Origin of the sequence: Lutibacter flavus (assembly GCF_900188355.1) — a bacterium.
In the GTDB taxonomy this organism is placed as follows: Bacteria; Bacteroidota; Bacteroidia; order Flavobacteriales; family Flavobacteriaceae; genus Lutibacter; species Lutibacter flavus.
In genome coordinates, this window is record NZ_FZNX01000004.1 from 177,403 (window position 1) to 197,794 (window position 20,392).

The 20,392-nt window shown below is 31.1% G+C and carries 15 protein-coding genes; 9 read left to right on the top strand and 6 right to left on the bottom strand.

Annotated elements, in window-relative coordinates; translation table 11 throughout:
* Nucleotides 1-53: 53 nt before the first annotated feature.
* Nucleotides 54-3,281 (top strand): hypothetical protein, encoded by a 3,228-nt coding sequence (locus tag CHB63_RS12060; protein ID WP_089378731.1) that lies wholly within the window; start codon nucleotides 54-56, stop codon nucleotides 3,279-3,281.
* Between the two features lie 96 nt (nucleotides 3,282-3,377).
* Here CHB63_RS12060 and CHB63_RS12065 read toward each other — a convergent pair whose 3' ends face one another.
* Nucleotides 3,378-3,599, bottom strand: a complete 222-nt coding sequence (locus CHB63_RS12065) for a helix-turn-helix domain-containing protein (RefSeq protein ID WP_089378732.1) — start codon at nucleotides 3,597-3,599, stop codon at nucleotides 3,378-3,380.
* Between the two features lie 829 nt (nucleotides 3,600-4,428).
* Between CHB63_RS12065 and CHB63_RS12070 the strand changes: the two genes are divergently transcribed.
* From CHB63_RS12070 to CHB63_RS12080, 3 genes are read left to right on the top strand one after another with little or no spacing between them, the layout of a single operon-like run.
* Entirely contained in the window at nucleotides 4,429-7,464 is a 3,036-nt protein-coding gene (locus CHB63_RS12070; RefSeq protein ID WP_089378733.1) for a SusC/RagA family TonB-linked outer membrane protein, read from the top strand.
* Nucleotides 7,465-7,481: 17 nt separating this feature from the next.
* Nucleotides 7,482-8,912 (top strand): RagB/SusD family nutrient uptake outer membrane protein, encoded by a 1,431-nt coding sequence (locus CHB63_RS12075; protein ID WP_089378734.1) that lies wholly within the window; start codon nucleotides 7,482-7,484, stop codon nucleotides 8,910-8,912.
* Complete coding sequence (locus tag CHB63_RS12080) at nucleotides 8,912-11,554, top strand: alpha/beta hydrolase family protein (RefSeq protein WP_089378735.1); 2,643 nt, start codon at nucleotides 8,912-8,914, stop codon at nucleotides 11,552-11,554. The genes CHB63_RS12075 and CHB63_RS12080 overlap by 1 nt, the downstream gene beginning before the upstream one ends.
* 66 nt (nucleotides 11,555-11,620) lie before the next feature.
* On the opposite strand, the gene CHB63_RS12085 is transcribed toward CHB63_RS12080, so the two are convergent.
* The 5 genes from CHB63_RS12085 to CHB63_RS12105 all read right to left on the bottom strand — a co-directional run bounded on the left by CHB63_RS12085 (nucleotide 11,621) and on the right by CHB63_RS12105 (nucleotide 15,007).
* Nucleotides 11,621-11,872, bottom strand: coding sequence for a hypothetical protein (locus CHB63_RS12085; protein WP_217898412.1), 252 nt, complete (start codon nucleotides 11,870-11,872; stop codon nucleotides 11,621-11,623).
* 105 nt (nucleotides 11,873-11,977) lie between these two features.
* Entirely contained in the window at nucleotides 11,978-13,072 is a 1,095-nt protein-coding gene (locus CHB63_RS12090) for a hypothetical protein (RefSeq protein ID WP_089378737.1), read from the bottom strand.
* Nucleotides 13,069-13,518 (bottom strand): MauE/DoxX family redox-associated membrane protein, encoded by a 450-nt coding sequence (locus CHB63_RS12095; RefSeq protein ID WP_141107308.1) that lies wholly within the window; start codon nucleotides 13,516-13,518, stop codon nucleotides 13,069-13,071. Before CHB63_RS12095 ends, CHB63_RS12090 begins: the two co-directional genes overlap by 4 nt.
* A 146-nt stretch (nucleotides 13,519-13,664) precedes the next feature.
* Complete coding sequence (locus CHB63_RS12100) at nucleotides 13,665-14,597, bottom strand: helix-turn-helix domain-containing protein (protein WP_089378739.1); 933 nt, start codon at nucleotides 14,595-14,597, stop codon at nucleotides 13,665-13,667.
* Between the two features lie 32 nt (nucleotides 14,598-14,629).
* A complete protein-coding gene (locus CHB63_RS12105) occupies nucleotides 14,630-15,007 on the bottom strand; it encodes a DUF7793 family protein (RefSeq protein ID WP_089378740.1) in 378 nt (125 codons plus the stop codon).
* 241 nt (nucleotides 15,008-15,248) lie between these two features.
* Between CHB63_RS12105 and CHB63_RS12110 the strand changes: the two genes are divergently transcribed.
* From CHB63_RS12110 to CHB63_RS12130, 5 genes are all read left to right on the top strand, one after another.
* Nucleotides 15,249-17,666 carry an aminotransferase class I/II-fold pyridoxal phosphate-dependent enzyme gene (locus CHB63_RS12110; RefSeq protein ID WP_089378741.1) on the top strand — a complete coding sequence of 806 codons (2,418 nt, stop codon included), beginning with the start codon at nucleotides 15,249-15,251 and terminating at the stop codon, nucleotides 17,664-17,666.
* A 100-nt stretch (nucleotides 17,667-17,766) separates the two neighbouring features.
* Nucleotides 17,767-18,606, top strand: coding sequence for an RteC domain-containing protein (locus tag CHB63_RS12115; RefSeq protein ID WP_089378742.1), 840 nt, complete (start codon nucleotides 17,767-17,769; stop codon nucleotides 18,604-18,606).
* A gap of 278 nt (nucleotides 18,607-18,884) precedes the next feature.
* The gene (locus CHB63_RS12120; protein WP_089378743.1) at nucleotides 18,885-19,163 is read left to right on the top strand and encodes a helix-turn-helix domain-containing protein; all 279 of its coding nucleotides are present in this window, start codon (nucleotides 18,885-18,887) and stop codon (nucleotides 19,161-19,163) included.
* A 73-nt stretch (nucleotides 19,164-19,236) separates the two neighbouring features.
* Nucleotides 19,237-19,710, top strand: coding sequence for a hypothetical protein (locus tag CHB63_RS12125; protein ID WP_317043605.1), 474 nt, complete (start codon nucleotides 19,237-19,239; stop codon nucleotides 19,708-19,710).
* On the top strand, nucleotides 19,707-20,369 hold the full coding sequence (locus CHB63_RS12130; protein WP_089378745.1) for a P-loop NTPase family protein: 663 nt from the start codon (nucleotides 19,707-19,709) through the stop codon (nucleotides 20,367-20,369). Before CHB63_RS12125 ends, CHB63_RS12130 begins: the two co-directional genes overlap by 4 nt.
* Nucleotides 20,370-20,392 lie beyond the last annotated feature (23 nt).

Sequence of the window (20,392 nt, forward strand, 5' to 3'; positions counted from 1 at the left end):
CACAAATCTCATGAAAACTCATTGTGCGGCATGCAACTCACTCATGTAAAAATATGAACGAAAAAGAAAAATTTCCAACTCCTTCGCAATTTTATAGAAATATAAGACCTGAATTTTTTTCAGATTCTAAAACAGAATCCAAAGTTCTATTAACTAAAGAACAATTGGCTTTGGAAATAAGTCAAATTTCTACGAACCAAAAACATGATAGTTTTGAAAACCTTTGTCGAAGATTAGCTGAAAAATTAATCACACCTAATTTAATACCACAAGTTGGACCAACAGGTGGTGGAGATGGAAAAACAGATTCAGAAACATATCCAGTCTCTAACTATATTTCTGATAGATGGTTTATCAGTGAAAATAAGTGGAACGAAAATGAGAATTGGGCATTTGCTATAAGTGCTAAAAAAGATTGGAAACCAAAAGTTAAATCTGATGTAAAAAAAATTGTTGAAACAAATAGAGGTTACACAAAAACATATTTTTTTTCAAATCAAAAAATTCGTAGCAAGGATAAAAAAGAAACTCAAGACTTGATTAAAGATAAATACGGAATTGAACTAATCATTCTTGATGCTGAATGGATAATTGAAAAGGTTTATAGTAACCACCTTTTAAATGAAGTAATCGACAGTTTAAACCTATCACCTTTACATCGAGAAGAAAAAAAAATAGGAGCAAATGACTTGCAAAGAATTGAAAAACTATCTGAAATTGAAGAAATAATAAATAGCTCAGATAGAACTTTCGAAGTTGACTTTCAATTAGTAGAGGATTGTTTAGAAAGTGCCATGTTATCTAGAATGATAGAATTGCCAAAGACAGAAGTTATAGGAAAATTCGAAAGAGCAAAAAGGTTTGTCAATAAACTAAATAGTGTACAGCAAAAAATAAGAATACATTATCAACTTGCTTGGACATTAATCAATTGGTATGACGATTATAAATCTTTTTATGAAGAGTTCTTAATTGTAAAAGAATTAGTTCAAAAACATCCAAACTTAAACAATCTAGAATTTTATTTGAATCTTTCAAATATTCTTAAGACTGTGTCACATCTTGAAGATTCAAAGCATGTACTTATAATTGACATCAAAAAAGAAGAGCAAGATTTTAGAACATTCATAACTAAATGTTCTAAAAACAAAGAGAAACCATCTACTTCCCTACTTGCTAAATTTTATTTATCATTCTTCCAATTGAGACAGAAAATAGAAAATGAAGTATCTGTTTCCGATGAATTGATAAAACTTAAAGAATACTTTGAATTAAGCGAAAAACATTTAGATATACCATTTGAGCAATTAAAAGAGTTTATTAATGTTTATGATAAAATTCTTCCTGACAATGAAGATTATGATGATTTGATTCTTGTCATTGCGGAATTAGAATCAACTAGAGTCTCTGAATTATCTTCAGGTAAAATTTATTTAAATAGAGGAAGTACAAAATTAAAGAACGATTTAAATAAAGAAAGTTTAGTCTTTTTTGGAAAAGCCGTAAGAAAGCTAGCTAAAGAAGAAACACAAGACGAATTTTATTTTTGCTTAATGCTATTAAGTGAAGCATATTCGAATTTAGGCTTACATTGGGCTGCTAATAATTGTGTAATTTCTGCAATTAACCTTTATATTAACGAATTCTTTACTACAGGTACAATCAATCGAAGATTGTACAACAGTATTGAACAAATTTTAAAAAATGAAGTTATACTTGGTCGTATTCCTATATTACTAACTTGGTATGAATTATTTAACGTTATAAAATATTATTTCGAATCAGAAAAAAATTTGGAAAATGAAGAAATGTCTATTGAAAACCTTATAGATGGTTGTCTTTCTACAAGGTTATTAAATACAGACTTTAAAAATTTCAAAGAATTAGTAGATTTATCAGATATATTAACTAAAAATGAACTTTGGCTAAGTGCTGATTCAGTTTTATATTTATTGGGACATGAAGATTTAATAGAAATTAATGAGTCTAGAAGCCCTTCATATACAAAAGAAAATTTCAAAGAATTCTATAATAAATTAGCAAACCAACCTTCTGTAGAACAAATGGCTTTTGAGACCAATTTTTTAAATAAAAATGAAATAACATCCTACACTAGAATACTAGGAATCAAATTTATCATTAATTCAAAAGATGATATACAACTTTTAATTTTAGGAGAAACTATTTTTGCTTATTTGGAATCATTTTTAGCCACTGCTTTTGAGGATGTATTTCCATTATCAGAAAAAATCACCTTAAACATTAAATATGAGAAATTAGATGAATTCTTTGAAATAAAACATGAGAATAAAAATTTATTTGACTTATTCATTAATCAAAATTATGAGTATACTTCAAAAGACATTCCTGAATTAATGGACAAACTAATACCTTTAATTATAGGAAGCAATTACATGTTTAAAGATTATAAAGAGTTTTTTGAGAATTTATACAAAAATGACGAAGTTCACGAAAGGTTAACTCTAATAGTTGAACATAAAAATTTCTTAACAAATACCTTAACTTCAAACCCAAAATTCTTTCTTAAAAACTGGATAAAAGAAAATAATAAAAACTTTCCTTTAAAAAGAACCTCAAACCCTATTGAAATATCTATATCTAATTTGGAAAAAGATGTAGCAGATAAAGGAAAACCAGATTTTAATTCTGCAACTCATAAAAACATGAGAGCAGAAACAATAATTGACACTTATTTATGGGACAAAGCTAAGTGGAAAGCTTTTGGTTTTGTGGCATTGCCACAACCAAACCCATTTGGTATTATGTTAACTTTTGAAAATGAAGAGGCAGGAAAAAAAGTATTTGAAAATTGGATAAAAGAATACGGGAAAATTGATAAAGAGGAAACAATATCGATATCAATAATTAAAGGCATTAGAAAAGACAAACCATATTGGTATAAAGTTTTAGTAAGTAAGAATATTAAAAAAAATCCAATCAAAGATGGAGGTTTTGTTTCTTTATCATCTCGATTTCATAGAATGGAGCCTACTAACAGTAACAATTTAGATAATCTTAGTAATGGTTATAAATATTTTAATAAATACTTATTAATTCCTGCACATGTTGATAAAGATTTTAATGTAAAACCATTCCCTGAATTAGGAATACTTAAAACTAAACTAAAATTTATTAATGCTTGGGAAATTGGACTTCACGACCCGGAAAGTGTTGTTATAACAGCAGATGACATACCTATTATTCCATCTAATATAGATAATGCTCCAATCTTAAAATTGCTAAAAGAAAAAAGAAAATGAGAAAATAGCACGACCGCACAAAAATGGAAATCGTTTCACAAGTCTATAATTAAAACTTTGAAAGCTTTAAAATACTGATCTTGATAAGTTTAAATTTTAATCAAAAAAATATTTTATATCTATCTTAAAAACTTTTGCTATTTTGTGTAGTGTAATAACCGTAGTATTTATTTCAGCCCTTTCAATTCTACCAACTTGATTTTTTGGAATACCTGCTTCTATAGAAAGATCAAATTGAGAAAGGTTATTTTCATTTCTTAGAGCTCTTAACTTATTACCTATTCTTCTTAATAGAATTTTTTCAGTTTTTGTTTCCATTTTATAAAGGTGATATACTAAATAAAAATAAAAGGACACATATATGTGTTTTGATAGATATTTTTATTATATTTGTTTTAATTATATAAATTTGCGATTCTTCATATAGAAAATATTTGAAGCATTCGCTTTGAATCTCGTATCAGAAAACTGGTAATTTTAAGTACACGAGATGATAAGTTTAGATGCTCACGACCTAGGCGTGGGCTCACTTATTCGTGTACGGGTATACCAGTACCTCTGATACAATAAGCTGAGTTCTACGCCATTTTTTATTATTGGTAAATTCTCCGCTTTTATTCTTAGCACCGTTTTAATTGTTTTTATTTTTTGAATTGCAGGGTTTAACATTTAATTAGCATGCAACAAACACTATGTACATTAAATCAATTAAAAGACTATAGGTATATTCATATACCAGCGGTTTCTGTGTTTGACATTCTATTTATAAAAAAACCAAAGAACCCAATTTAGGCACTTTGTTATGGGATTGACGTTACACACATTTTCGGATTACGCAATCATTTTTTATCCCATAACCACACGAATCTTCATTTTAATTGTATCCGAACAAATTACGTTTTAAAAGCCTAAAGTTTAGATGCTTTTAGGTATCCTTTTGTCCAATAGTTAGTGTTAAAACTAAACTATTAGTAAAAAATGGATGTTTAAAAGGATCATTAAAAGCAGTATTTAAAGCCAAACTAACAAAACCAACATGCCAATGAATAAACATTAAATAAAAAAACACCTCCTAAATAACTTTCGCAGGGTCACTAGGAGGCTTAATTACGATTAAACAATTAATTATTTAACCTAATTCAAAATTATGAAAAAAATTCTTATTAATATAGGAAGGAGCGCTCTGTGCTATGCTTTTTACTTTATGCTTCTCTTTAATGTTACACATTTATTGGCAAACAATCTTAGTATAGAATACAATGCCTCTAAGTTACTAAGCATTCAACAAATCAATATAAGTGGTACTATAACAGATATTAAAGGAACTCCTGTAGCGGGTGCTACCATACAAATTAAAAACACCAATAAAGGGAGCGTGTCAGATGTTGATGGTAGCTATACTATAGCAGCTTTAGCTGGTGATATTTTGGTGTTTTCTGCACTTGGATATAAATCAAAGACTGTTCTTGTTGATAACCAATTAACCATTAACATTCAACTAATGGATGCTATTACTTTACTAGAAGAAGTTACTTTAAATGCTGGGTATTATAAGGTAAAGGATAAGGAACGTACTGGTAGTATTGAGAAAATAAAAGCAACAGCTATAGAAAAACAACCTGTTACCAATATGTTAGCAACGATGCAGGGACGTATGGCAGGTGTAAATATTACGCAAACCACCGGAACGCCTGGAGGAGGTTTTGAAGTTCAAATTCGAGGTCAAAATAGTTTAAGATTCGATGGAAACAGACCTTTGTATATTATTGATGGAGTTCCTTATGCTTCAGACCCTATTGGAACAGGAATTAATTCCCCCGTATTGCCAACACAACCTTCACCACTTAGTAGTATTAATCCAAGCCAAATAGAAAGTATAGAAGTATTGAAAGATGCTGATGCGACTGCAATTTACGGTTCTCGTGGAGCAAATGGTGTGGTATTAATAACTACTAAAAAAGGAAAAGAAGGTGAAATACGATTTTCTTCAAGTATATCTCAAGGGGTTGGAAAAGTAACTCAATTTATGAACTTATTAAAAACACCAGAGTATATAGCAATGCGAGAAGAAGCCTATGCAAATGACGGAATTACAGATATCCCATATTATGCCTATGATATCAATGGAACTTGGGATAAAACGAGATATACCGATTGGCAAAAGGAATTACTAGGTGGTACAGCTATGATTACAGATATTCAATCAGCTATTTCTGGAGGAACAGCTCAAACACAATTTTTATTAAGTGGAAATTTCAACAAACAAACCACAGTTTATCCGGGAGATTTTGGTTATAAAAAAGGAAATGTTTTGCTTAATTTAAGTCATACAACTGAGAATAAAAAATTCACTTCTACAGTATCAGTTGGATACACTTCACAAAAAAATAACCAACCAAGAATGGATCTTATGAGGGAAGCGGTAAGTATTCCGCCAAACGCTCCTGCATTGTACAATGATGATGGTTCGCTGAATTGGGAGAACAATACGTTTAATAATCCCTTAAGAAATCTTGAAGGTTTATATGAAGTAAAACTCAATGATATGATTGCTAATATGGTGCTTTCTTATCAGTTTACAGATAATTTGCAGCTAAAAATAAATACGGGCTATACAACGCTTAATAATAATGAAACAACGACCATTCCATCAACAGAATACAATCCAGCTTACGGTTTAGGAGCCGAATTTTCAAGCCTTATTGCAAGTCAAGCAACCCGGGAATCATGGATTATAGAACCTCAATTAAATTGGAATAAAACAATAGGAAAAGGAAAATTAACAGCTTTGCTAGGAAGTACGTTCCAATCACAAAAAGGAAATCAGCTGGTGCAGTACGCTTTTGGATTTACAAGTAATAGTTTAATTTATAATCTTGCATCTGCTTCCAATGTTTACACACTGACAAGCGAGGAATCAGCATATAAATACCAAGCCTTTTTTACACGATTAAATTACAATTGGCAGGAAAAATATATTGTGAACCTTACAGGTAGAAGAGATGGTTCAAGTCGATTTGGTCCAGGAAAACAATTTGCTAATTTTTGGGCTGTTGGTGCGGCTTGGTTATTTTCTAAAGAAAAGGTTTTAGAAAATAGTAAGATTCTAAGTTTTGGAAAATTAAGGGCAAGTTATGGGATCACTGGAAGCGATCAAATTGGCGATTACCAATATTTAGATAACTATATTTCTACTGGAATTAATTATAATGGAGTTATTGGATTACAGCCAGCACGCTTATTCAATCCCGAATTTGGATGGGAGACCAATAAAAAAATGGAGGTTGCTTTGGAAGCAGGATTCTTAAAAGAGCGTGTTTTTTTAACTACAGCTTGGTATAACAATCGATCTTCAAATCAATTGTCTGGAATGCCATTACCAGGAACTACAGGATTTACTTCCTTACAATCCAATATGGATGCGACCGTTCAAAATAGCGGGATAGAAGTTACCCTTCGAACAGTAAACATACAAAAAGATGAATTTAGCTGGATTAGTAATTTCAATTCCACTTGGGCGCGAAATAAACTGATAGAATATCCAGACTTAGAAAGTTCCACCTATGCAAACCAATATGTAATTGGACAGCCCTTGAACATTCAAAAAGTGTATCATTTTACAGGTGTTGATCCTCAAACAGGAATCTATACTTTTAAAGATGTGAATGATGATGGAATGCTCACTGGAATTGAAGATAAAACAACCATCAAAGATTTTAATCCTCAATATTTTGGTGGGTTGCAAAATCAACTAAAATACAAAGACTGGCAACTAGATTTTTTGTTTCAGTTTGTCAAGCAAATAAATTATAACGCTGCATCTTATTTTGGGTTACCAGGATCACAAACCAACCAACCAGTCAATGTGTTAAATCATTGGCAGCAATCAGGTGATATTGCTCCATACCCAATCCTTACAGATGGAAGTAACAGTGAAGCAGTAGCTGCTTATTATAAGTATTTTGAAAGCGACGGAGCAATTAGCGATGCTTCATATATACGCTTAAAAAATATATCGTTGACCTATGATGTACCATTAAAAAAGTATCAATGTAAACTTTTTTTAGAAGGCCAAAATCTACTAACCTTCACAAAATATGAGGGTGCAGATCCAGAATTTAAGTCAGCAGGTTTTTTACCACCCTTACGAGTTTTTTCAGCGGGTGTAAAAGTTAGTTTTTAATTTAAAAAGAAGAAACAATGAAAAAAATTAATAACAATAATATAGATACGTTGAGTAAAAAAGATATTAGTTGGAGGTTAATAGTTGCAGTAATTTGCCTTTTAATTATTGTATTAGCAAGCTATAGTTGTGATGATTTTGTGGAAGTAGAACTTCCAAATTCACAATTAACAGCGAATGGTGTTTTTGAGGAAAAAACAACCGCTGATGCAGCAATGACAGCTATTTATTCAAAAATTAGGGATGAAGGATTACTCACAGGAGGATCAACTGGGCTGTCACATTTATTAGGGAATTATACTGATGAACTTGACTTTTATGGAAATGCTCAAAACGAAACAACCGCATTTTATAACAATGCTCTTATTGCATCAAACTCCAATGTGAGACAATTATGGAATAGCAGTTATAACCAAATTTATGCTGCCAATGCAGTTTTGGAAGGAGTGGAAAATTCGATTAATTTACCAATAGAGGATCGTAATCAATTAAAAGGGGAGGCTTTGTTTGTACGTGCATTAATTCATTTTTATCTAGCCAATATATTTGGAGCTATTCCATACATCACCACTACTGATTATGTTGAAAACCAACAAGCCAAAAGAGTACCATTGAATATTATATATGGAAGTATCAAAACTGAACTAGAGGAAGCTGTACTACTTTTGCCAGAAAATGATATTTCTTACATTCGAGTGCGTCCTAATAAATATGCTTGTAATGCATTACTTGCAAGGGTGAATTTATATGCTGGACACTGGGAGGAAGCAGTCAGTGAGGCAACAACAGTGCTGAATAAAACAAGTATGTACGTTTTTGAACAAGACCTTGACAAAGTTTTTCTTAAAGAAAGTACAGCTACAATTTGGCAATTGAGTCCAGCTTTTGACAGTGGCAATACACTGGAAAGTGAAACTTTTAATTTCACAGTAGGTCCACCCCCTTTGTCAGCATTAAGCACTCATCTTGCAGAAGCATTTAATGCGGGTGATCAAAGAAAAATCCATTGGACAAAAACAGTGAGTGATGGCACAACGAGTTGGATGCATCCATATAAATATAAATATTCTAATACAGGTTCTTCTGTTGAGAATTCTATTGTATTCCGTTTAGGAGAATTATATTTAATAAAGGCAGAAGCATTGGCACATTTAGGAGAACTTTCAAATGCTAAAGAAGCACTAAATCAAATAAGAAATAGAGCAGGCTTAAATAATACAACTGCACAAACACAAACAGAACTTTTAGCAGCTATTTTACAGGAGCGAAGATTTGAATTGTTTACGGAGTTTGGACATCGATTTTTTGACTTGAAGCGATTTGATAGTATTCAATCTGTTTTGTCTGAAGTAAAGCCAGGTTGGGATACGAATGACATATTGTTCCCTATACCAGAAATAGAACTCAATCTAAATACAAATTTAACTCCTCAAAACCCAGGTTACTAATGAATTTCATAATAAACAACTGTAAAATTATTTGGATTAATTGTATGTTGTTTTTGTTAGCCTGCCCGGTATCAGGGCAGGTCAACAAAACAAAACAATTGACAGCTTCCGACTATAAACTGTGGAGTAATTTAACTACTGAAAGTATTTCTGAACAGGGGAGATGGGTGAGTTATTCACTCTCGTATGAATCAATAATGGATACACTTTTTGTAAAAAACACAGTAACCGATAAAACTTTTGAATTCGCAAAAGGATTCAAAGGAAAGTTCTTAGGTGAAACTTGGTTTGGGTGTTTGCTACCTGAGAATCGATTTCATTTGCAGAATTTAATAACAGGTAAAATACAAGTAGTTGACCAAGTTCAATCATTTGTTTTTGTAAATGAAGGGCAATATATCCTTCTTTTTTGTAATTCTCAAGATGAAAAAACGAAGATTATCATAAAAAATTTGAAGGGTGCTATTTTAGATACTATTGTAAATGTGACTTCATTTTCGTTGAGTCCCAAGAGTGATAAACTCGCTTTTTGTACTTCCAATTCGAATAAATCTAAGGTTGGCTTGCTGCAATTTGGAAAAAAAATTATCAAATCCATGGTTACAAGTAGTAATGACAATGCATTTGAAAATATAGTTTGGCATAGAGAAGGGACATCAATTGTTTTTGTAGCGCGTTCAGTTTCAGCTAAAGCATTTACAGCAAATACAATTTTGTTCTACAAGATTAAAAACAAGCAATTGTTTCAATACAATACGAAAACTAGAAAGTCTTGGCCTAAAGAAATGGTTTTGGTTGCTAATTATGTTTCATCACTTGGAATTTCAGATGACGAAGAATGCGTGTTTTTTAAAATGAAAAAAGATATTAAAATCAAGAACGACAAAAACAACTTAAATGTGCAGATTTGGAATACCAAGGATAAAGAATTGTATCCGTTGAGGACTATTTATGACAAATCTTTGACCACACTACGCACCCCACGTGTTGGAGCTTGGTGGCCAGAAAAAGGAAAATTGAGAGCTGTTGGAGATAACGAGCACCCAAATGTCTTATTAAATGGAAATCAGCAATGGGCACTTGTTTATAACCCAGATGTTTATAAACCGTCTAGTAATCGTGAGCCATACCAAGATTATTATTTGGTAGACATAGCCACAAATGTGAAAACCCTGTTTTTGAAAAAACAATATGGTTCTTCTGGATATTTATTTTTTTCACCCCAAGGAAAGTACATTGTATATTTTAGAGCACATAATTGGTGGGTATACTCGATAGCCAACCAAAAACATACCAATATAACCAAAAACAAAGAGATTTCATTTTTTAATGATTCAAGCGATCAGCCAGAAGAACCAGCTCCTTATGGTCTCTTGGGATGGACTAAAAACGATGCATCCTTGTTAATCTATGACCAGTTTGATATTTGGGAGTTTTCTATGGATAAAAATAGGGGCGGTAAAAAATTAACACAGGGTAGAGAACGTAAACAAATTTTCAGACTAGCAAATATAGAATATTGGGATCCAAGTAGTGTAAATTCAAAACCTCAAATAATCAATTTAGAAAATGGTGTCACGTTGAAAGTTAAAGCGATTGACAATAGTAAATCTGGTTACGTTAGGTTGAATAAGAACCGGAAAATAGCCCCAATTGTATTTGAATCAAAATTGCTTAGTTCAATTAAAAAAGCTAAAAAAAATAATGTATTCACTTTTGTAAAAGAAGATTTTAATGACCCTCCAGAATTAATTGTAAAATCAGGAAATGCTCAGCAAAAAACAGTTTTTAAAAGTAATCCGCAACATTTTAATTATAAGTGGGGCTTTTCACGATTGATAAAGTATAAAAAATCCAAGGAATCTGAATTAAAAGGGGTCCTGTTTTATCCTTTTAATTATAACGCCAAAAAACAATATCCCATGATTGTAGATATTTATGAAAAACAAACCCACAAATTACATAAGTACACCAATCCAAGTCTTTTAAATGGGGCAGAATTTAACATAACTTTTTTTACAAGTCAAGGCTATTTTGTATTGTTACCAGATATTGTTTATGAAATAGGTAATCCTGGTTTTTCTGCTGTTGATTGTGTAATAGCTGCAACAAAAACAGCCCTTTCGTTGGCTCCAATAGACAAAAATAAATTAGGGATTGTAGGGCATTCTTTTGGAGGTTATGAAACAAATTTCATTATAACACAAACCAATATGTTTGCTGCTGCAGTTGCAGGAGCTGGTGTTTCTGATTTAACTAGCTGTTATTTTTCGGTTAATAAGGGTGAATTAAATTCCAATGCTTGGCGATTTGAATATCAACAGTTTCGTATGGGGAAACCCTGGTTCGAGAATAAAGAAGGGTATCTAAGAAATTCTCCATTGAACGCAGTTTCAAACGTGACCACTCCGTTGTTATCGTATACGGGTGAAGAAGACCCAACCGTGGATCCATATCAATCAATGGAATTTTATATCGCACTGCGAAGATTAAAAAAAGAACATATTATGTTAATTTATCCTAAAGATGATCACGCTATTCAAATACCCGAAAATCAAATTGATTTAACAGGGCGACTCTCAGATTGGTTTGGATATTATTTAAAAGAGGAAAAAAGACCAGACTGGTTTGAACCCCAATAAAAAATAACAATGCAGCTCTTTTGTGGAAGAGCTGCATTGTTTTTAAATATAATTCCTGAATCAATTTTAGTTATATATTTTGTACAATGGTACATTACATACATTGATACTTGGATTAATTTTCCCCCACAATCTACTACTACCGGAAGTACAGATAGTTGGAGTTGCAACAGGAGTACACATCTGTTCCGCATGACAAGGATCTGCTTGTGAAACAAATCGATAGCCTTGTGTTGTTGAAAGCGATTCTGTACTACCCATAGACATAGTAACAAAAGCACCTGCAATACCTAAAAAAATGACTGCTAATGGCATCATTATTCTTTTTAAAATTTGTGTTTTCATAATATTAAATATTTAAAATGATGACTTACTCTTTTTTACAGGTTTTCAGTCTTACCCCTGATATCGGCCGATATATATTCAATTAGTTTTTGTGTAAGAACTTGCTGCTTTATTTTGACTTAAATGCTCTATAAGTTCATAGCATACTATGTTATTTCCAATCAAGGCGTATAAAAAATGTCCTGATACAAGCATACTTTTCATTTTTTTATTGTTGATATCATAAACTGGAAAACTTGAACGGTAGGAGGCATCGGTAAGGTCATAGACATCAATAATACTAGCAATTTTCCATATATTTTCGTCTTCATACAAGCCTGGTAATGCAGAATTTATATATAGTAAATTCCCAGCGGTTGCACTTGTTTTATTCACGACCAACGGTGGTTCAGCAAACGTTTTAAGTGTGCTATTTTTCTTTTGGACCAAATTTACCTGTGCTGTGCTTACCGTATCAATGGTATTCCCTCTATATGCTAATTGAAGGAATGGATCACTTACAATATATTCATTCCGGTAACGGTACACATAAACAATGCGATTGAGTTCCTTATTAAAATGAAGACTTCCGTCCGTATCAAAGATGCCATCAAATTGTTTTTGTAAAAGATGATCACCATAAGCTACTTTTGAGATGTCCGAAAGATTAAGCGTACCTAACAGGCTTTCCCCACTTTTAGGTGTTAAATACCGAACAGCCATAGTAACAGAATCCATAGGTTTTAATTGAGAAAAATAATAGCCACTATTAATTTTTAACGAAGCCTTCCAGTCCCTTATGTTTCCTTTAAAAACATAGGGAGCGATTCCTTCAAAAACAAAAAAGTGTTTTCCTTGAACTCTTATTTGAGGGGAAGCAAATGGAAGGTCTTTTTCTGTTAATGTTATTTTATGGGTAGTTCTTTTTTGTAGCGTACTATCTAATGCTAAAATTTGTAAAGGAGCTGTATAATTTCCTAAATAAATCTTTCCATTTGCTACGCCTGCAAAATAGAAGGAATTATAAACTAAGTCAGCCTGATAAATTTCTTGAGCTACATGTTGTGGGTACCTACGAATAAATTTGTTCTGATAATGGGTAATTTCTTCGGACAGGTGAAATAGGTAAAAGACGATCCCAACACCAATTAAAGCAGAAGTTAATAACAAGAAAAGTTTTACTTTATAGCTCATAATTTGACAGTTTTGCGTTTAAATAATAGGGGATGTTCGGTTGTAAGTAGGATGGCAAATGCAGCTAAAAAAATAAATATGATATTAAAAACGAGATGCTGATTCCAAGTCATTTTTTCCAGTATCCCACCACAAGAGCAAGGAACGAAAGCACTGTAGTTTAATATAATATAGATATAAGCTGTAAACAGCACCATTAATAAATAAGATGTAAACAAACCAATAAATCGAAATTTTGGAATTAACAATAAAGAAGCTATAATATATTCAGTAACAGGAACTAGAATTGTAATCCAATCTGCAAATGAACTAAGTAAAGGTGACTGTCCTAACTGAATTTTAAAGTTTTCAAAATCTAAAAGTTTACTTGTGGCAGCATATACAAGCATAAAAACATACAAGTAACAAATGATACTAATTATATTTTTTCTTAGGCTAAATTTCATATCAAAAAATTATACAGTTTTAATTTGATACAAAATTCCAACAAAACAAACTTATAAGTATTATCTAATCAGTAGGTTGGCTTATTGAAAAAGGATTAGTTTAAGAAGTTTATAAAAATTGATTATTTAATTGAAGCTAATTGCCTTTATGATGACTTTGTCAAACTAGTATATTTTCTCGAAACATTGTTAGGAGAATAGCCAAAGAGTTTTTTGAAGGCTTTTGAAAAATTTGGATATGTTGAAAAGCCGCACATAGTAGCAATTTCTTTAAGTGGTATCGTTGATTGTTGAATTAAAAGATGAGCCCTTTGTAGTCTTTTGTTATTATAAAATCGATAAATACTCGTTTTAAATAAATACTTAAATCCAAATTTAAGCTTGTATTCATTTGTACCAAAAATACGTGAAAGCTCTTTTATGGTTGGAAGGGGTTTATCCAAATTATTTAATATATAGTCATAAACTTTCTGTATCAATTGTACATCCGATAAACGATACAGACCTGTGGGTTTAATAGTTTCGGTAGAAGAAATTAATTTGGTTGGTAAGGCAGTATCTTCAATAATATTAGACACGGAACTAACTAAAATATCATTATTATGAAAAAGCCTAGAGATATTGCAAAATGAAGGTCTTTGTAAGTTATTTTTTGTGATATAGGTTAGTTGTTGTGCAGATCTATGTGTCAAATCCTTTTGTAAATCCTCTTTAATACCATTCCATACTACAACAGATTCTTTCGATAGGATTGTTGAAAATTGTTTATTGATTAAATCCTCTGGTGAATATCCTAAAATATTGAATACATCTGAATTGAAACTTTTAATAATAAAATTTGAATCCAAAATAAAAGAAGTTTGCACAAGATATTTGCTAGAATGGTGTGGGTTTACAAATCCTTTATGTGAAATTAAACTATTCAATTCCTCGGCTAACATGTTTACCAAAACAATTAAAGTTTCAAGATTATCATCTTCACCTGATCGTTCAACTCGTTGTGTAAAATTACCTTTACCCATCTGAATCAACATTTGATAGATGTTTTGAAAACGAATGTTATTTGAATCTGAATCCATTAAACTGAAGATTATGTTTTAATTCAAAAAAACTAAATATAATTTGAAAGGAATTCTAATGCATCTGTCTTGTCATTAAACAATTGTGACGGCACAGCGGGTTTATTAATAGTAACATAGAATGTTGCAATTGCTTTTAATACTTTTTGATGAACAAGAAAGCTAACTGCTTTTGTTAAGACGGAGCCAGATTGCGCTAAATAATCTCTAGCAGCTTTATCAATTTGAATAATGCCTCGAACATCACAAAAAATAGGGTAAGAAACTTCATTTTGAAAATGTATTCGGTCAGCAACTATACGTTGAGCAGCAGCTAAATCAATGACTACACCCTGTTTATATTCAAAAAAAAGGATTTGGTCACTTATCCAAAATTTGGCAAATTTATTTTCAAAGAATTCTTGTTCCATTTCATATTTTTTTTACTAAAGTAACATAAAATTTATTTATTTAGTAAATTATTTAATTCTTATGGCTATAATTTATAGTGAATTAGCTTGTTTTTTATCATATCAGTAGTTTAAGTTGTCTAAAAAGTATTTTTATCGGAAAAGTTACAATCGTATTGTTTTTTTTATAGAATTTTAGGACTATAATTCTGAAATAACAAGGATTTTAATTTAAAATTCTATAAATAAATAATTGTAAGCTATGGCAAAAATCAAATCAAATAATTTTTTAGATACTGTAAACGAAGTATTTACAGACGCAAAAGAAGCAGGGATTTTACACCTGTACGCAGAAGATGAATCATTTTCAGGAAGAACTTTGCAAATACAAAACAAAAAACTCTTTCATTTTGGAACAACAGGATATTTGGGGTTAGAACAAGATATTCGATTAAAAGAGGCTGCAATTAATGCCATTACAAAATATGGAACTCAATTTCCGCTGTCCAAATCTTATATTTCTCATCCATTATATAAAACATTAGAGGAACATGTTAAAGAAATGTATGGGAATAATATCATTATAACAAAGAATAGTACGTTAGGACATCTTGGAGTTATTCCAAGCGCTGTAGATGATCAAGATGCAATTATTTTAGATCATCAAGTTCATTGGAGTGTACAGAGCGCAGCAAAAACACTTAAGTCAAGAAGTGTTCCCATAGAAATGATTCGCCATAATAATCTTCAAATGTTGGAAGATAAAATTAAAGCATTGTCTCCAAAACATAAAAGAATATGGTATATGTGTGATGGTATTTATTCAATGTATGGAGATTATGCACCCATCAAAGAATTAGTAGCATTATGCAATAAATATCCTCAATTATTTTTGTATTGTGATGATGTACATGGGATGAGTTGGATTGGGAAAAAAGGGACAGGTTATGTTCTTAGTCAACTAACCGAACTTCCAAAAAATATATTAATTTTTGGAACTCTAAGTAAAACTTTTGGTGCAAGTGGCGCCTTTTTAGCGTGCTCTGACACTAAAATGTATCAAAAAATTAAAACCTTTGGAGGACCTCTAACTTTCTCAGCACAATTAGAGCCAGCCTCAGTTGGTGCAGCTATTGCTTCTGCTAAAATTCACTTATCTCCTGAAATATATACACTCCAATCAGAATTAAAAGAACGTATTGATCTATTTAATCATTTACTGAGTCAAACTGATTTACCACTAGTTAATAAAAACAATTCACCAGTTTTTTACATTGGAACAGGAATGCCAAAAACAGGATATAATTTTGTTAATAGGTTGATGCAAGAAGGATATTTTGTCAATCTAGGACTTTTTCCAGCAGTACCTGTGAAGAATACCGGAGTACGAATCACAATTTCAAGGCATAATCAGAAAGAAGAAATTAAAAGTTTGGTGGCAGCAATGTCGTATCATTTCCCTAAGTCTTTAGATAGCACCAATACCACTAAACATAGGGTGTATAGTGCATTTAAAATACCAACACCAATGGTAGCTGATGATGAAACTTCAAATAAGTTGACTTTGCAAATGGAAGATACCATCCAAAATATAGCTAAAGTAGAGTGGAATGAAATGCTTGGAAAGCAAGGGATATTTGATTGGGAAGGATTGTTGTTTTTAGAAAGTGTTTTTAATAATAATATAATGAAAGAACACAATTGGAAGTTTTACTATTTTATAATTAGGGACACCAAAAATAAGCCAATCCTTGCTACTTTTTTTACGTTCAATCTCTGGAAAGAAGATATGCTTGCTTCTGAAACAGTTTCCATCAAATTAGAACAGCAACGAATAAAAAATCCATACTTGTTTACATCTTATGTTCTTAGTATGGGGTCTCTTTTTAGTGAGGGTCAGCATTATTATTTAGATAAGAATCATTCAGATTCTAAGATGGCTTTTAATATGATGTTTCAAAAATTAGATGATTTGGACTTAAAGTTAAATCCATCAATGCTAGTATTGCGGGATTTTGAAATGGATGCTAACTTAAATCAAAAATTTCATCAACAAGGTTTTATAAAAGCAAATATGCCAGAATCTTGTACTATTGAAAATTTAAATTGGAATAATACAGATGTATATATAGCTTCTTTATCTTCAAGAAATCGAAGACATTTTAGAAAAGATATAGTACCCTTTGAATCCTGTTTCGAAATAACAATTAAATCAGAATTGAATTCACAAGAACTATCACATTTATATGATTTATACGAAAATGTAAGAAAGAACAATCTAGGATTAAATACGTTTTCATTTCCAAAAAAAATGCTTGAAATTATGTCAAATCATCCAAATTGGGAATTTATAATACTAACTCTTAAAAAGGAGTTAAATCCACAAAACAGTATTCCTGTAGGCGTTATGTTTTGCTATAAAAATGGAAATAATTTATATACTCCAGCTTTTGTAGGTATGAATTATACGTATTTACGAAAGTATCAAATTTATCGTCAGCTGTTATTTCAAACTATTAAAAGAGCAGGAGAACTTCATTTTAAAAGCATAAATTTTGGAATGACAGCAGCCTTTGAAAAGAAGAAGTTAGGAGCAAAAATTAAATCAAAAGTAGCCTATATTCAAGCAAAAGATAATTTTTCAATGGAAATGATGGATGCCATTAATAACGAAAATTAATGTATTAAACTGACTTTTTTTAGCCAATTTTAACTTTACCAGATAATTTTTAGTGCCCAATTTTAACTTGAATTTTAAACAAATTTGCAAGCACAATTAGATGATTTATAATAGTATTATATCCGATTTAGACAAAAAACTTGAAGTTTTAGAGATGGAAAATAATGATTCCCTCTATAAATCTGAAGTAGGAATAACCTATACTGAAATCAGCATTAAAAAATTGCAAAAAATGGTCATTGATAAGGGGTTTAAAAACTTACAAGCAGAAATTTATTTTTTCAAGCACATAAAACCCCTAGTATTTAGTAAGTTAATTTACTATGTCAAACTCATTCATATTGAGAGTAAGAGACCTCGAAGTCGTTCAAAATCTCAAATAAACTATCTCAATAATCATATTGATAAATTACAAATATATTTTAATGATAATTTGGAGTTTTACCAATATTACCGCAGAGGAGCTACCTTTTTAGACGAACAATATTTTGTTAGAGGGAAAGCTGATTTAAGATTGCACCCCGATTCTTTTCATTTTTTTACAGATGAACAGTTTTCTACGAGTCAAGATAGTACAGTTGCAACTATAATGGCCTATGATATGCTTATTGTATATCTTCAGCAGGAAATAGAAAAATTAGAAAATAATACTGAAACCGTGATATCAAAATCAATGTATAAACAATCAAAACTATTCTGGACAGGGAGTAAAACAGACCTAATAGAGCTTATCTATGCACTTCAATCTAGTGGAGTTGTTAATAGTGGCACTGCTGATATTAAAGAGTTAGCAGCTGTATGTGAGCAAATTTTTAATATTGAATTAGGTAATTATTATCATACTTTTATTGAAATACGATCCCGTAAATGTAACAATACAAAGTTTTTAGATAAAATGAAAGAATCGTTGTTAAAACGCATCGCAGAATTAGATGAATAATAATCCATAGTTAAACCCAACTTGGGAAATTCAAAATGAAGACTTCTTTCATAAATCTTATATCTATTTGATAGATTGACACCAGAATTAGAACTATAAATTAAACCAAAATAATGTATTGATAATGAATTAAAAAAAGTTCCCACCTTGGGAGTGCCTATTGATGAAATGCTAATAAAACACTTCAACTTTGTAGAACGAAAGTCAAATCAATACAAAGTCGTTATTTAAAAAAGTTATAATATTATGGCGGCTTTGTTCTAAAAAATGTTTTACAAATGGCAGCAACAATCATTACAACCGAAGATCTTCGAGAATTCAAAATGGAATTACTCGACGATATCAAACAATTATTACAAACAAATAGCGGACAATCCATAAAAAAATGGCTTAAATCACCTGAGGTACGAGAACTACTTGGAATTTCACCAGGGACTTTACAAAACCTAAGAATTAATGGAACATTGCCTTACACCAAAATTGGAGGAGTGTTGTATTACGATTATCAGGAAATTTTAAAAGTGTTAGAAAATAATAGAATTCATAACAAATTTTAGAACTATTTTGGAGCACATAAATTATATAAAGCATCTCAATGCGGTGTTTGTCCAATTTTCAAAAGATAGCAGATTGAATCCAACACATATCAGTTTGTATGTGGCGTTGTTTCAACTATGGAATCTAAATTTCTTTAAGGATGAGTTTTATATCAATCGTGAAGAAGTGATGACTTATTCCAAAATTGGCTCAAAATCTACCTATCATCGCTGTATCAAAGAACTCAGTTATTGGAAATACATTTTGTACATACCATCACACAATCCGTTCAAAGGGTCTAGTATCAAGATGTACGATTTTGGGACAAGTACTGGACAAGTAGTGGCCCAAAGCTGTGTTCAAAATGAGACAAGCAATGGACAAGCATTGGTATCTATAAACAAACATTTACAAACTATAGAAAACAATAAAAACATAAACAAACGCAATTTTTTTAAAAATTTAAATTCAAAAAATTCTAAAACAACTGAAAAACAAAAATCAACTGTCCCATATCAGGACAACCTAAAGACAAGTACCGATAAAAATTATAATGAACCGTTATGAATTTAAAAACACCACATATTATCAACGAAGGAATTGAGCAATATCAATTGGGTGAACTCAAAGGAAATCATATCCATTACGATTTTGAAAAGATATTAATTTACTTGGATGTTAAAGGAAAGCTGTTGTTTGGAGAAAAGTTTAAAATTCACAAAGAGGATCGAGAAATCCTGTACAAGCTTTGCAATTATCAAATTCGAGATTGGCAGAATTGCAAGAAGCTAAATATTGATATCAATAAAGGAATTCTACTATCTGGACCAGTAGGTTGCGGAAAAACAAGCTTAATGAAACTCATTCGACATATCACACCACAGTATCCATCATTTGAATTGATTCCAACACGCAATGTTACTTTTGCTTTTAATCACATTGGCTACAAAATAATTGAGCAATATGGTGACAATCGATTTTACTGTTTTGATGATTTAGGAATAGAACCTATTGGACGTTTTTTTGGAAAAGATTGTAATGTAATGGGGGAGGTGTTACTTTCTCGTCACGATTTGTATTTAAAATATAGATTTAAAACACATTGTACCACGAACTTGAATGCGCAAGAATTAGAAGAGCATTATGGGAATCGAGTGCGTTCTAGAATGCGACAGTTGTTTAATTTGATTGCGTTTGATAAAAAATGTTTGGATAAACGCAGATAATTGAAATATTTTTAAAAAATATG